Source organism: Actinomadura soli (assembly GCF_005889715.1).
Lineage (GTDB): Bacteria > Actinomycetota > Actinomycetes > Streptosporangiales > Streptosporangiaceae > Spirillospora > Spirillospora soli.
The window spans coordinates 1-12,788 of record NZ_VCKW01000023.1 but is presented as its reverse complement, the minus strand read 5'-3'; the positions used below and the strand labels follow the sequence as shown (position 1 = coordinate 12,788).

Here is a 12,788-nt window from a genome sequence, read left to right as displayed (position 1 = left end):
TCCGCTACGGAACGTCCCGCCGGAGCGGGGTCATCGCGTCAGCTGCGGTTCATGGGCGGGCGCCCTCGGCGTTCATGGGCGGACGCCTTCGGCGATGCGCATGAGGTGGCCGGTGGCGGAGCCGCCGGCGGACACGGTCACGCCCACGTTGGGCCCGGCCAGCCACGAGATCTGGCGTCCGGAGCCGGGAAGGTCGCCGGTGAGCGCGGGCGTCCCGCGAACGGACGTGCGGCCGGGGATGCCCGTCGACCTCATGAGCTCCTGCGGCCCGGCGAGCGCGCCCTTCACCAGGACGATCTCCACCCAGCCGGCGTCCCCCCGCCACTTGCACGTCGTCGTCTTGCGGTTGGCGGTGCCCGTCACGGCGCACGGCGCGGCGGCGGTGAGGCCGTCGGGAAGGTAGGTGACCCAGCTCGGCAGGTCGGCGAGCCCGCCGATGCCGGGCCTGCGCGTCCCGCCGGCCGGTCCGCCGGGCGGGTGGCCCTCCGGATGCCTGGTCGTTCCCGCCCCGGGCCGTCCCTTCGCTGACGGGGGCCGGGAGAGGCCCGGGGCGGGCGGCCGTTCCGGTTGCCGGAACGCCGAGACGGTGCTCGTCGGACGTGTGGTCTCGGAGCTCCCGGCAGGTGTGGCCCGGAACGACTGGTAGGTGGGCACCAGGGCGAGCACGGCGATGGACGCGGCGACCGTTCCGGCGGCCGCGTGGATCCGGGTCTTCCTGCGCCGGTGGCGGCGCTTGACGTCGGCGACGAGCGACGACGACGCGGACGCGTCGGCCACCTGCTCGGCCATGGCCTTCCGCAGTTCACTCTCGAGGTCCATCGCTCATCTCCCCAGTGGCGCCAGGTTCTTGTCGAGGCGTTCCCGGAGCCTGGCCAGCCCCCGGGACGCCTGGCTCTTGACCGTTCCGACCGAACAGCCGAGCGCCTGCGCCGTCTCCGCCTCCGACAGGTCCTCCCAGAAACGCAGGACCAGGACGGCCCGCTGCCGCGGACCGAGCTTGCGCAGCTCGTCCATGAGCGTCCCCCTCAGCTCGACGGCGTGGTTGGGCGAGACGGCCGGCGTCTCCGGAAGCCTCGCCATGTGGATCTCCCGTAGCACCTTCCAGCGCCGGGACCGGCTGATCACGAGGTTGACCAGGATCCGGCGGACGTAGGGTTCCGGATCGCTGCCCGCCTCCAGCCGGCCCCAGTGCCGGTAGGCCTTTTCCAGCGCGGTCTGCAGGATGTCCTCGGCGTCCTGCCGGGCCCCGCACATCAGTGCCGCGGTGCGCAGCAGGGCATCGCCGCGTTCCGTCACGAACTCCACGAACGACCTGTCGTCTCGACGGCCCACCTGTGCTCCGTCCCGGCTAGAGCGGATCCGGCGTGTTCTACCGAGAGCGGGCGGCCTCCGCGCCGGGCCGCCCGCCCACGTCTTTCTTTTTCGCGCCCGCGCCCCGGCTCGCCGCGCGATGTGCGGCCGGTACGCTCGCGGGCTTGACGCGGGCGGCCTGCGTCCCTCAGGCCGCCCGCGTCCTTTCTTCTACTGGGCCTGGCGCAGGGCGGCGGTCACGTCCTTGAGACCGCCCGAGAGGACCGGGCTGCCGTTGACGAACATCGAGTAGCCGTTCGGGTCGAACAGCAGCACGCCGCTGCCGCCCGGGCCCATCCAGCCGGCCGTCCCGTACACGGTGATCGGGGTGCCGCCCTGCGGGAGGTTCAGCGCCTGCCGCAGCTGATTCTGCGACATTCCGGCGGGCGTCTTCAGCGTTTCGACGGTGATCCACTGGCCGGCGGCGCCGGTCCACTTCTGCGTGACGGCGCAGATGTTGTGCTTGCGCAGCTCAGCGGTGCCCGGCACGGCCGAGGCGTAGCGGAGGCCCTTGGTCAGCATGACGGCCTTCTCGACCGGGCTCCCGACCTTCACCGCCGGCGACAGCTTGCTGCAGTCGAGCTTGGGAGCGGACGGCAGGCCGGGCTTGCCGGGGACGCGGCCGTTCTCCGGACCGGGCGCCGGGAGGTTCTTGCCGAGGTCTCCGGTGGACGGCGCGCAGCTGGGCAGGTTCTTGGGGAGCGTCTTGGCGTCCGGGGCCTTGACGCCGGGGACGTCGGTCTTCGGCAGGTCCGCCTTCGGCAGGTTGCCGGGGACGCCCGGGTTCGGCACGTTTCCGGGGACGCCGGGGTTCGGCGCGCCGGGAACGGCGGGGACACCGGGCTTCGGCGCGCCGGGAACGGCGGGGACGCCGGGCTTCGGCAGCTGGCCCTGCGGGAGGTCCTTGCCGGCCGGGTTCTGCTTGAGGTGCTTCTCGATCTCCTTCTTGGCCGCGGCGTCGGGGAGCTTGCCGTTCGGGAGCTTCGCGCCGGGCAGGCCGGGCTTGGCCGGGAGGCAGGTCGGGGGCGTGGCGGGCACCTTGTCCTGGACCTGGCGCTCGGCCGCGGGCGCCTTGGCGCTCGCGGGCTGCGGGGCCGCGGGGTCGGAGGCGCCGGCCATCGCCCACGTCGCGCCGCCGCCCACGGCGACGGTGCCGACGGCGGACGCCGCGATCAGAGCGGCCTTCAGCGTGATCATCGTGTATCCCTTCTGCCCGACTTCCTTGCGGGGGTGTGCCTGTCTCTCTCTGGCGCCCCTCGTATACGCACGGTGCCGGGATGGGGTTGCACGTGATTCCAAAGTTTTTTCGTTGATGCCCATGGGCGGGATGGCCGTGCCGTGTCATGCGAGGTAGTCCGGTGTGGTGATCCTGACGGGCCGGGGGTTCGGCCGGGCCGAAGATCCGGCAACATTGGCTCATGGAGGCCCGTACCGTTTCACCCCGATCGGAGCACCCACGCGTCGCGTGCGGCTCCCCCCGTCCGGACGTGGCCCTGCTCCCGAAGGCGCACCTTCACCTGCACTTCACGGGTTCGATGCGGCACACGACGCTGGTGGAGCTCGCCGCCCTGCACGGCGTCCACCTTCCGGACGCTCTCGTCGAAGACTGGCCGCCCAAGCTGCACGCGACCGACGAGCGCGGCTGGTTCAGGTTCCAGCGCCTGTACGACATCGCGCGTTCGGTGCTGCGGACGCCCGACGACCTGCGCCGCCTGCTCCGCGAGACCGCCGAGGACGAGGCGGCCGAAGGCTCGGGCTGGCTGGAGATCCAGGTCGATCCGAGCGGCTACGCGGCGATGTTCGGCGGGCTGACCCCGACCGTCGAGCTGGTGCTGGACGCGGCGCGGGCGGCGTCGGAGGCGTCCGGCGTCGGCATCGGCGTGGTGATCGCGGCGAACCGGACCCGGCACCCGCTGGACGCGAAGACGCTCGCGCGGCTGGCCGTCCGGTACGCGGACGAGGGCGTCGTCGGGTTCGGGCTGTCCAACGACGAGCGGCGGGGCCGGGCGTACGACTTCGAGGGCGCGTTCCGGATCGCGAAGCGCGGCGGCCTGCTGTCGGTCCCGCACGGCGGCGAGCTGCTCGGCCCGGCGAGCGTCCGGGAGTGCCTGGAGACGCTGCGGGCCGACCGGATCGGCCATGGCATCCGCGCCGTCGCCGACCCGCGGCTGGTCGCGGCGATCGCCGAGCGGGGCGTGACGCTGGAGGTCTGCCCGTCGTCGAACGTGAGCCTCGGGGTGGCGGCGACGGCGCTGGAGGTCCCCGTGCGGCGGCTGTACGAGGCGGGCGCGTCCGTCGCGCTCGGCGCGGACGACCCGCTGCTGTTCGGGTCGCGGCTGGCCCGCCAGTACGAGCTCGTCCGCACGGAGCACGGTTTCTCCGACGCCGAGCTGGCGGACCTGGCCCGCCAGTCGATCGGTGCCTCGGCGGCGCCGGACGACGTCCGGCGCCGGCTGCTGGCCGGGGTCGACGCCTGGCTCGACGGCTGATCCCGCTCGGACGCGCATCTCTCAGGCGGTGGCGCCCTCGACGAGGAGGAGGACGCCGAAGATCGCGAATCCGGCGGCGGCACCGTACTTGATGACCCGCTCGGGGAGCTTCCTGCCGAGGATCTGACCGATCACGATGGCGAGCGCGTCGGCGGCGACCATGCCGATGGTCGAACCGGCCCACACGCCGGTCAGCGCCAGGAGGCCGCCGTTGTCGGCGGCGAGGGTGACGGTGGCGAGCATCGTCTTGTCGCCCAGCTCGGCCAGGAAGAAGGCCGCGCCGACGGCCAGGATCGCCGAGCCGGTGGCGTGCCGGGCCTTGTCGCGTTCGGTGTCGTCCAGTTCGTCGCCGCGCAGCGTCCACAGCGCGAAGCCGAGGAACGCGAGACCGGCGAGGATCGAGATCGGGCCGGTCGGGAGCGCGGCTCCCAGCGCGGCGCCGACGGCGACGCTCGCCAGATGGACGATCGCGGTCGCGGCGGTGATGCCGATCAGTACCGGGAGCGCCCGGAAGCGGGTGGCGAAGGTCATGGCCATGAGCTGGCTCTTGTCGCCCAGCTCGGCGACGAAGATCACGGCCATGCTGATGAGGAAGGCGGACACCGGTTCCCTCTCGCTCGGATGCCGAGCGGAGGGCGGGAGCTGCTGAGAGCGATCGACCTCGGCCCGGCATGACTGCCAGGCCGAAGGTCTCGTCCGCCCGGATCGGGGCCGGGCCCGCGTGACCGGGCGCCACAGGCGGCGCCAGTATGTCGATCAACGCGATTGGGACTACTCCCCCACGACGCCCCGACACTACCAAGCCCTGGTCAGAGGCCCAATGTTCGGAACGTCACACCGCCGCGGAGGGCGGTGGGTCACAGGGTGACGCCGATCAGGACGGGCTCGTTCACCAGCTCGACGCCGAACGCGTCGCGGACGCCGTCGCGGACCTCGCGGGCGAGGGCGAGCAGGTCGGCGGTGCTGGCGCCGCCCGGATTGGTGAGGGCCAGGGTGTGCTTGGTGGAGATCCGCGCCGGTCCGAGGGCGTGCCCCTTGGCGAAACCGGCGCGGTCGATGAGCCAGGCCGCGGACGTCTTGATCCGGCCGCCGGTCTCCGGGTAGCGGGGGAACGCGGCGTCCGGTCCGAGGCGTTCGGCGACGCGGCGTTCCAGGTCGGCGAGCTGGCCGGGCTCCAGGATGGGGTTGGTGAAGAACGACCCGGCGCTGCGCGTGTCGGGGTCGGCGGCGTCCAGGACCATGCCCTTGCCGCGGCGCAGTTCGAGGACGGCGTCGCGCGCCTCCTTCAGCGTCACCCGGTCGCCTGGCTGGACGCCGAGCCGCTTCGCCAGTTCCGCGTAGGCGATCGGCTGCGATTCCTCGGACTCGTGCAGCGCGTACGTCACGTCCAGGATGACGTACCGGTCGTGGCCTTTGAAGGCGCTGTGCCGGTAGGTGAACCGGCAGGCGTCGCGGTCGAGGGTGACGTGGGCGCGGGCCTGCCGGTCGTAGGCGCGGACTTCGACGACCGTCTCGCTGACGTCCTGCCCGTAGGCGCCGACGTTCTGGATCGGGGTCGCGCCGACGCGTCCGGGGATGCCGGACAGGCACTCGACGCCGGCGAGGCCGTCGGCGACGCAGCGGGCGACGAACGGGTCCCAGTCCTCGCCCGCCTGGACGCGGACGAGGACCCGGTCGCCGTCGGCGGCGACGCGTTCGGCGCCGCGGGTCCCGGCGTGCACGACGGTGCCGGGGAAGCCCGCGTCGGACACGATCAGGTTGCTGCCGCCGCCGAGCACGAGGGCGGGCTCGCCCGCGTCGTCGGCCTCGCGGATAGCGGCGACGAGCTCCGCCTCGGTCGTCGCCTCGACGAAGCGCCGAGCGGGGCCGCCCAGCCGCAGCGTGGTGTATCCGGCCAGGTTCACCTCTTCAGCGAACACCGCCACGTCGCTTTCCCTCCCCGTACCCTGCACTCCCGTGCCCGCGCCGGCGGTCAGGCCAGCTTGACGACCGCCTTCGCGCGGGTGAGGACCTTCTGGCCTTCCGACCTGGCGGTGAGCGCCACGACGACCTTGTTGTCGTCGAGCTTCTCCTCCACCTTGCCGCCGATCTCCAGGGTCGCGCCGCCCTCGTCGGGGACGACGACCGGAGAGGAGAACCGTACCCCGTAGTCCACCACGGAGCCCGGGTCGCCGGTCCAGTCGGTGACGAACCGGCCGCCCTGCGCCATCGTGTACATGCCGTGCGCGATCACGTTCGGGAGCCCGACCGCCTTCGCGGCGGACTCGCGCCAGTGGATCGGGTTGAAGTCGCCGGACGCGCCCGCGTACATGACGAGGTCGGCGCGGTCGACCGGATACGTCCGGGCGGGGATCTCGGTGCCGACCTCGACGTCGGCGTACTTCACGGTGGCGGTCATCAGGCCCCTCGCTCCACGATCGTGTTGTACGACTTGCAGATCATCTCGCCCTCGACGGTCCTGACGTCGGTCACGGCGGTGAGTTTCTCGTTGCTGCCGATCGACTTGATCTCGGTGATCGTGGTGGTGCAGGTGACGACGTCGCCGGCGCGGAGGGGGCGGCTGTACTCGAACCGCTGCTCGCCGTGGACGACCATCGCGAAGTTGAGCCCGAGGCCCGGGGCGGCGAGGGCGTTGCCGCCGAAGGAGACGACGATCGGGAAGGTGGGGGGCGCGATGACGTCGGGGTATCCCGCCGCCTTGGCGGCCTCCTGGTCGCGGTAGATCGGGTTGTGGTCGCCGATGGCGTCCGCGAACTCGCGGATCTTCACCCGGCTCACCTCGTACGGTTCGCTGGGCGGGAACGCCCGCCCGACGAAATCACGGTTCAGTGCCATGCAGTGCCGTCCCTCCAGATCGAACGGGCTTCGGGGCGCGGGCGCCCGGGTGGGCCCGCGGTGTCCGGGGGTGCCCGTCCGAGCGCGCGCGTGCGTGCGTTCGCCGTCTCGGACGGACGGTAACAGAACGACGTTCAGCCCGCCCTCGCGGGTCTCACTGGCGAGGACGGGCTGATCAGGTCGGGGCAAGCGTGCGAAGAAGTCGCCGTTTCGCGGGCGTCGAAGGCCCGCTCAACCGCCGGGTCTCCCGGTGCAGGCGGCGTGGCCTGCAAACGGTGGTCTGCGGACGGTGGCCTGCCTGCGGACGGTGGCCTGCGGGCGCGTGCGCGGCCCGCGGCGCCGTCCGGGCTCGGCTAGCGGGTCTCCCGGTGCGGACGGTGGGTCCGGCAGTTGGGGCAGTACTTCTTGATCTCAAGGCGGTCCGGGTCGTTGCGCCGGTTCTTCCGCGTGATGTAGTTGCGGTGCTTGCACTCCTGGCAGGCCAGCGTGATCTTCGGCCGGACGTCGGTGGCAGCCACGATGGAGTGCCTTTCTGAGCTGGGGACAAGGAACGTTCGGACGTCGGTCGCCCAGGACGGGCGGCCGGCGGTTGGACCCAGGCCCGCTCACCCCCGGGACGGAGGTGAGATGACATGGGTAGTAGCGAGGGCCGGACTTGAACCGGCGACACAGCGATTATGAGCCGCTTGCTCTGCCTGACTGAGCTACCCCGCCGCGCTGGTCGGTGTGGACCGGAATGCAAGGATACCGGATGCTCACCGAACCCCGGAAACACGAAAACCCGGTTGAAGATCGGGAATCGGCTTCGGGGGCTCCCCCGGACCGCGTCCCAGGCTACCGGCTGCGCCGATGACCTGCGAAACGTCGGACTGGAACCGGTGGGACGGTATCACAGGCCCCTGTATGGAGCGAATCCGGGAAAAGCGCTGGGAGGTCCAGGAGGGCACTGGGAAGCCCTCGGAGGTTCTGGAACGACGAAGGCCGCCGTCCTGGTCGGATGGCGGCCGGAATGCCGTGAGCCCCTTTACGGAATCGAACCGTAGACCTTCTCCTTACCATGGAGACGCTCTGCCGACTGAGCTAAAGGGGCGCGTCGTTCGCGCAGTGAAACCATACACGGCCCGGGCTGATGGCGCGAACCGGTTTGAGGCCCGGGCGTCCCCGTTCGGACCTCCGGCGTCCGCGCCCGCGGCCTGGGGCGTCCGCGCCCGGGACCTGGGGCGTCCGCGCCCGGGACCTGGGGCGTCCGCGCCCGGGACCTGGGGCGTCCGCGCCCGGGACCTGGGGCGTCCGCGCCCGGGGCCTGGGGCGTCCGCGCTGATCAGCGGGGGCAGGTGCCCGCCCCCGCCGAACCGGTGTCCCGTCCGCTGTGCCAGGGTGATCAAGCATGGCTCTCCATCAGCTCGCAGATCAGATCGTCCGGGCGGCGGTCGTCGAGGACAGGTCCTTCGGCGACCTGCTGCCACAGCTCATGGAGGCGTCCCAGACCGCCTCCCCCACCGAGATGAACGCCGCGATGCCGCGCCTGGCGGACGGCATCGCCGAGGCGCCGCCGAACCTAGGCGGCTGGCTCGCCATCGTCACCGGCGCATGGATCGAGAACGGCGCCGACGCCGAGACGGCCGCCGGGCGGGCCGTCGTCGAGCGGATCACCGAGGTCACCTCGGGGGCGCTGGCGTTCGCCAACGCCTGGGAGGAGGCCACGGGCGGCAAACCGCCCGACATGCAGGACGAGCAGCCGTCCCAGCAGGCCGTCGACACGGTCGCGCCGAAGCTCGGGGACGGCACGGTCGGCGCGATAATGGCGTGGTTCGCGCTGCCGCAGTACGTGATGGCGGGATCCACGGTGCTGCAGAACGCGCCGTCCATCCGCGCAGGGCTGACCGACCGCGATTCCCGCGCGCTCACCGCGGGGCAGGCCGTCCAGTACCTCGGGCAGATGGACCACTACCACGCGCTGCTGCGCGTCCTGGACGGTGAGCGGCTCCTCGTCCTCGACCGTGCGAGCCGCAAGGGCTGGACGGTCGCCATAGGCGGCATCGGCGACAACTTCCAGCTGCACGTCCTGCTCGCCGGCGCCCTCATCGGACGCCCGGGCGGCCTGACCGGGGACCGTCCCGCCCCAGAGATCCTCGCCTGCTTCCTGAACGCCGACGTCCCGCCCGGACCGCCGGTCGTCTCCAGCCCATGGAATCTCGTCGACGCGCACGGCGAATGGATCTGGAACGAGGGCGTGCCCGCCGACATCCCGCTCGTCAACGGCACCCGCGTCGTCGTGATCGACCCGCCGTCCTACGAGCGGACGTTCCCGGCCGGACGCCGCTTCCCGATGATGGCCGCCAGCATCCGCGTCGAAGCCGCGTACCTGCCCGAAGACCTCGACAACTGGTGGGCCCACATCCCGCCCGCGAAACGCTGAACCCCGGCCCGGCGGGCTCGGCGGGCTCAACAGCGAGTCAGAAGCGGACCAGGACGGCGGTGGCGTCGTCGTATCGCTTTCCCCGTGCGCCGGGTGCTGACGCCTCCGCCTCCCTGGTCCTTCTGACGAGTTCGCGCGGGCCTTCCTCGTCCAGGAGCCGGAGCAGGTCGTCCCATCCCATCTGGCCGAAGCGCTCCACCAGCCTGGACGCGCCGTCGCTCAGCACCGCCGCCCGCCTCAGCCCCCGCACCGGCACCTCACCGGTCAGCCCCTCGTACGCGGCCTCCGGTTTCGTGCTGGCCACCCAGAACCCGCCCGGGCTGTTGCGGGACCTGCGGACGCCCTCGAGCGTGTAGCTGGGCAGATGGTCGACGCGGTCGTCCCGGAAGACCCGGATCTCGCCGACGTCCATCACGATCGGCGAATCGGCCAGGACGAACCACTCCACCGCGTCGTCGCGGCGCCGCAGCAGCGACACCGTCGCGGACGGGCTGTCCGGATTCTGCAGATCGCACGTCCTCGTGTGCGCCTCGCCGGTCACCTTGATCGCCTCGGCCACCAGGTCCGGCAGCGGCTTGCCGTCCTCCAGGGCGAGCAGCGCCGCGATCCGTCCGCCCAGCCTGCGCACCAGCCACGCCGGGTCGTGCCGGCATCCGCTGTCCACCCCCGCGGGCGCCGTCGCCCCGTCCAGCAACACGACCCACCCCGGCCCCGCTGCGACGAAGTCCTCGTTCTCCCGTCCCGGAGTCGCCTCACTCACATAACTCACCTGCACAGATGCAGGTCTACCCCCTGGACCGGCCAAACGGGGACAGGTAGACCAAACCCTCACCTCCTGTCCCGCCAACCTGGCCCGTTCCGGTATTGACCTGGTCCACACACGCCGTGGCGTGCACGTGTGGGCTTTCGTTGGGCGGAGAGTCAGGCGGAGGGTCACGGGAGCGAAAATGTGGGCGGCGACGTACTCGTGGGACGAATTCTCCGCCGATACGGTCACGACGAGTTCTCCGAGGATGGAGAAACCGGCACTGCTGTAAGAGTGCTGGGTGGCGCGTGGTAAGGCGCCGAGCAGCCCCAAGTGTGAATCGCCGTGAAGGTTCCGAATCGGTTGACGGGCGGTGCCGAGCTATGCGCATTCCACTCCATTCGGGGATGGAACATCAACGCCCCAATGCAACACACCGGCACGTTTCTTTATCGTTTCTCAATGGATTCGGCCGTGGTGCCCCGTCCCCGCCCCGCATCGCTGAGTTTCGATGACTCGTCCAGGGAAGTCAGGCCCGGGTTCCAAGGAGGACGTCAACCAGCGGGGCCGACCACGAGACGGGGCAACGGCACGCCCGACACGAGCAGCACGGCGAAAACCACCTCGGCGGGCACCGCCCCGTACAAGGCGGCCCGCGCGACGGTCAGCACGTCCGGTCCCGCAGCGTCTTCAGGACGAGCCGGAAGACCTCGCCCTGCGCGGCGGGCATCTCGTCCAGCCACTCGCCGCCCATGCCTTCCGCGACCATGAGGGCCGCCAGGGCGTCCGGCAGAAGGGCCACGATCTCGTCGGCGATCCCGGGAATCCGGGGGTCGTCCGTCGTCGCCCCGGCGATCTCGTCCAGCCGCGAACAGATCCGTTCCACCCGCGCCGCCGCTCCCGGCTCGGTGAGCGGCCGCAGCATCGTCGCGAACCGCGGCTCCGCAGGCCGCGCGGTGCCCGCGGGCGCTGCCGTCTCCGCCGCGGTCTCGACGAGCGCCAGCATCCCCCGGTCGGCGTCGGCGAACCGCGAGCCGCGCGGCAGGGCCCGCAGGATGTCCGCCAACTCCGGCGACACCACCGAGTCGGCGCCCAGCTCGCCGTCCGCCAGCAACGCCGCCAGCCGCGCCCTGCGCGCCCCGATCGCCTCCTGCTGCCTGGCCAGGTCCGCGTCCAGTTCGGCCATGACCTCGCGCAGGTCCCGTCCCCGCTCGTCGGCGAGGACGTCCCGGATCTCGTCCAGCGCGAGCCCCAGCTCCGCCAGCCTCCGTACCCGGGCGAGCACGACGGCGTCCCGCAGCCGGTACTCCCGGTACCCGTTCGCCAGCCGCTCGGGCTCGGGCAACAGCCCCAGGTGGTGGTAATGCCGCACGGTCCGGGTGGACACCCCGACCAGCCCGGCCAGTTCGCCGATCCGCATGCCCCCATGACACACGTTGACGCAACGTCAGGGTCAAGGACACCGTGCGGCGCCAGCGGCTGGCCCACCAAGAACGACCGTTTCGGACACGGACGATGGACCACTGAACCCGGCATTGACCTGCGAGAACTACTTTTCGGCTCCGCTGGGTGGCCGCTTCCGGTCGGCGATCTTTGTAGCCGCTTTGGGGTGCTAGTCCGTCGTCGCGCGCTCGCCGGGCGTCCCTTGCCCGGTCGCGACCCTTCCTCGGCTGCGGTCACGTTTCCGCAGGTCAGACGCCGTATTCAGCGGCAGCCGGACGGGGCCTTGGCCTGGGGCGAACGAGGGGAAGCGACCGCGACAAGAAGGCCATTGCAGGCTGATCATGACCAACCACCCTCACTTGTTACATGCCGTTCATCTGCGGCTTTACTCACCACAAGGGGCAAATCTTCACAGCAGGCATTACGGTTCGACCTGCGTCACGGTCCGTGGCGACATTCCCGTGGACGAGCCGGGGAGGAGTGCGTCCCGTGGTGCATCGTGGCCGGCGTCCGCGCATCCTGGCGGCTGTTGCCGTCGGGCTGTCCGGCCTGGTCGTGACGGCTTTTCTGGTCGTCCAGGCGTACCGGGATCGCCCGGCGACCGCGGCTTCGCCAATGCCCGCGTCCGGCGTGTCCGCCCCTCCCGGCGGCGCCCGGCCCGCCGAGACCGCCGGAGCCCCTGGGCCTGTCACCGGCCCAGCGCTGCCGCGTTCGGTGCCGCTCCGCCTCGACGTGCCGCGGATCGACGTCCGGACGCCGCTGATGACGCTGGCCAAGAACCCGGACCAGACCGTCGAGACGCCACCGCTCCGCCGCGCCGACGAAGCGGGCTGGTACCGCCTCGGCGCCGCACCCGGCAGCCGCGGCGCGGCTGTGATCATCGGGCATGTGGACACGGCCACCGGCCCCGCGATCTTCCACCGGCTGGGCGACCTCCGCCCCGGCGACCGCGCGAGCGTCCTGCGCGCCGACGGCCGCACCGCCGTGTTCCGGATCGACTCGGTCGAACACGTCGGCAAGAACCGGTTCCCCACCCGGCGGGTCTATGGCGATCCCGGCTACCCGGCGATCCGACTGATCACCTGCGGCGGACGTTTCGACCGCCGCAGCGGCCACTACACCGACAACGTCATCGCCTTCGGTCACCTGGTGCGAGCCGGCGACGGGGAGGCCCGCTGACGTGCGCCCCGCCTTCGATCACGACGCGCCCGTTCCGAGGCCGCCGACCGTCCCCCCGCTGGGACGCCACCGGCTCGCCCATTCTGGACGTCCAGTGTCGGGGCACTTGGCGTCCCCGTCGGTTTGGGGGCCAGGCGCCTCACCGACCGTCACCGTCCCCGACCGGTTGGCACCGAGGTACCGCCCGCCCACGTCACCGCGCCTGGTCACGGCACCGCACCCGTCCACACTCACACGTCCAGCCACACCGCCCCGCCCCGCTGGAACATCCCGACTGCGCCGCCGCCCGGCTTGCCGGTGAACGTACCGCCGATGGCGGCGTAGTGGC

General features: G+C 71.8%; 13 protein-coding genes and 2 tRNA genes. 3 read left to right on the top strand and 12 right to left on the bottom strand.

The window, feature by feature from the left end; genetic code table 11:
• Nucleotides 1-72: 72 nt before the first annotated feature.
• From ETD83_RS06745 to ETD83_RS06735, 3 genes are all read right to left on the bottom strand, one after another.
• A complete protein-coding gene (locus ETD83_RS06745) occupies nt 73-819 on the bottom strand; it encodes a hypothetical protein (protein ID WP_138644183.1) in 747 nt (248 codons plus the stop codon).
• Between the two features lie 3 nt (nt 820-822).
• Nucleotides 823-1,332, bottom strand: a complete 510-nt coding sequence (locus ETD83_RS06740) for a SigE family RNA polymerase sigma factor (protein ID WP_138644182.1) — start codon at nt 1,330-1,332, stop codon at nt 823-825.
• 189 nt (nt 1,333-1,521) lie between these two features.
• On the bottom strand, nt 1,522-2,547 hold the full coding sequence (locus ETD83_RS06735; RefSeq protein WP_138644181.1) for a hypothetical protein: 1,026 nt from the start codon (nt 2,545-2,547) through the stop codon (nt 1,522-1,524).
• Nucleotides 2,548-2,885: 338 nt separating this feature from the next.
• Here ETD83_RS06735 and ETD83_RS06730 point away from each other — a divergent pair, with 338 nt between their 5' ends.
• Nucleotides 2,886-3,839: an adenosine deaminase gene (locus tag ETD83_RS06730; RefSeq protein ID WP_230420736.1), complete on the top strand. Its 954-nt coding sequence runs from the start codon at nt 2,886-2,888 to the stop codon at nt 3,837-3,839.
• A gap of 21 nt (nt 3,840-3,860) precedes the next feature.
• On the opposite strand, the gene ETD83_RS06725 is transcribed toward ETD83_RS06730, so the two are convergent.
• From ETD83_RS06725 to ETD83_RS06695, 7 genes are all read right to left on the bottom strand, one after another.
• Nucleotides 3,861-4,442 carry a TMEM165/GDT1 family protein gene (locus ETD83_RS06725; protein ID WP_205717523.1) on the bottom strand — a complete coding sequence of 194 codons (582 nt, stop codon included), beginning with the start codon at nt 4,440-4,442 and terminating at the stop codon, nt 3,861-3,863.
• A 254-nt stretch (nt 4,443-4,696) separates the two neighbouring features.
• On the bottom strand, nt 4,697-5,764 hold the full coding sequence (locus tag ETD83_RS06720; protein ID WP_138644179.1) for a UDP-N-acetylmuramate dehydrogenase: 1,068 nt from the start codon (nt 5,762-5,764) through the stop codon (nt 4,697-4,699).
• Between the two features lie 47 nt (nt 5,765-5,811).
• A complete protein-coding gene (locus tag ETD83_RS06715) occupies nt 5,812-6,237 on the bottom strand; it encodes a MaoC family dehydratase (protein WP_138644178.1) in 426 nt (141 codons plus the stop codon).
• On the bottom strand, nt 6,237-6,674 hold the full coding sequence (locus tag ETD83_RS06710) for a MaoC family dehydratase N-terminal domain-containing protein (protein WP_138644177.1): 438 nt from the start codon (nt 6,672-6,674) through the stop codon (nt 6,237-6,239). The genes ETD83_RS06715 and ETD83_RS06710 overlap by 1 nt, the downstream gene beginning before the upstream one ends.
• 353 nt (nt 6,675-7,027) lie before the next feature.
• Nucleotides 7,028-7,192 (bottom strand): 50S ribosomal protein L33, encoded by a 165-nt coding sequence (gene rpmG / locus ETD83_RS06705; protein WP_026404241.1) that lies wholly within the window; start codon nt 7,190-7,192, stop codon nt 7,028-7,030.
• Nucleotides 7,193-7,314: 122 nt separating this feature from the next.
• Nucleotides 7,315-7,388, bottom strand: a tRNA-Met gene (locus ETD83_RS06700).
• A gap of 303 nt (nt 7,389-7,691) precedes the next feature.
• A tRNA-Thr gene (locus ETD83_RS06695) sits at nt 7,692-7,764 on the bottom strand.
• A gap of 297 nt (nt 7,765-8,061) precedes the next feature.
• On the opposite strand from ETD83_RS06695, the gene ETD83_RS06690 reads away from it, so the two are divergent.
• Nucleotides 8,062-9,093: a hypothetical protein gene (locus tag ETD83_RS06690; RefSeq protein WP_138644176.1), complete on the top strand. Its 1,032-nt coding sequence runs from the start codon at nt 8,062-8,064 to the stop codon at nt 9,091-9,093.
• Between the two features lie 37 nt (nt 9,094-9,130).
• Here ETD83_RS06690 and ETD83_RS06685 read toward each other — a convergent pair whose 3' ends face one another.
• Together ETD83_RS06685 and ETD83_RS06680 are read right to left on the bottom strand one after the other, a co-directional pair.
• Nucleotides 9,131-9,853, bottom strand: coding sequence for a protein phosphatase 2C domain-containing protein (locus tag ETD83_RS06685; RefSeq protein WP_230420730.1), 723 nt, complete (start codon nt 9,851-9,853; stop codon nt 9,131-9,133).
• 649 nt (nt 9,854-10,502) lie between these two features.
• Nucleotides 10,503-11,258, bottom strand: a complete 756-nt coding sequence (locus tag ETD83_RS06680; protein WP_138644174.1) for a MerR family transcriptional regulator — start codon at nt 11,256-11,258, stop codon at nt 10,503-10,505.
• Nucleotides 11,259-11,770: 512 nt separating this feature from the next.
• Here ETD83_RS06680 and ETD83_RS06675 point away from each other — a divergent pair.
• Nucleotides 11,771-12,460 (top strand): class F sortase, encoded by a 690-nt coding sequence (locus ETD83_RS06675; RefSeq protein WP_230420729.1) that lies wholly within the window; start codon nt 11,771-11,773, stop codon nt 12,458-12,460.
• Nucleotides 12,461-12,788: the final 328 nt, after the last annotated feature.

What these genes read in the sequence shown, in the direction of transcription:
- ETD83_RS06715 (WP_138644178.1), bottom strand. Translation starts at nt 6,237, where the DNA reads ATGACCGCCACCGTGAAGTACGCCGACGTCGAGGTCGGCACCGAGATC.
- ETD83_RS06680 (WP_138644174.1), bottom strand. Translation starts at nt 11,258, where the DNA reads ATGCGGATCGGCGAACTGGCCGGGCTGGTCGGGGTGTCCACCCGGACC.
- ETD83_RS06710 (WP_138644177.1), bottom strand. Translation starts at nt 6,674, where the DNA reads ATGGCACTGAACCGTGATTTCGTCGGGCGGGCGTTCCCGCCCAGCGAA.
- ETD83_RS06690 (WP_138644176.1), top strand. Translation starts at nt 8,062, where the DNA reads ATGGCTCTCCATCAGCTCGCAGATCAGATCGTCCGGGCGGCGGTCGTC.
- ETD83_RS06735 (WP_138644181.1), bottom strand. Translation starts at nt 2,547, where the DNA reads ATGATCACGCTGAAGGCCGCTCTGATCGCGGCGTCCGCCGTCGGCACC.
- ETD83_RS06745 (WP_138644183.1), bottom strand. Translation starts at nt 819, where the DNA reads ATGGACCTCGAGAGTGAACTGCGGAAGGCCATGGCCGAGCAGGTGGCC.
- ETD83_RS06730 (WP_230420736.1), top strand. Translation starts at nt 2,886, where the DNA reads ATGCGGCACACGACGCTGGTGGAGCTCGCCGCCCTGCACGGCGTCCAC.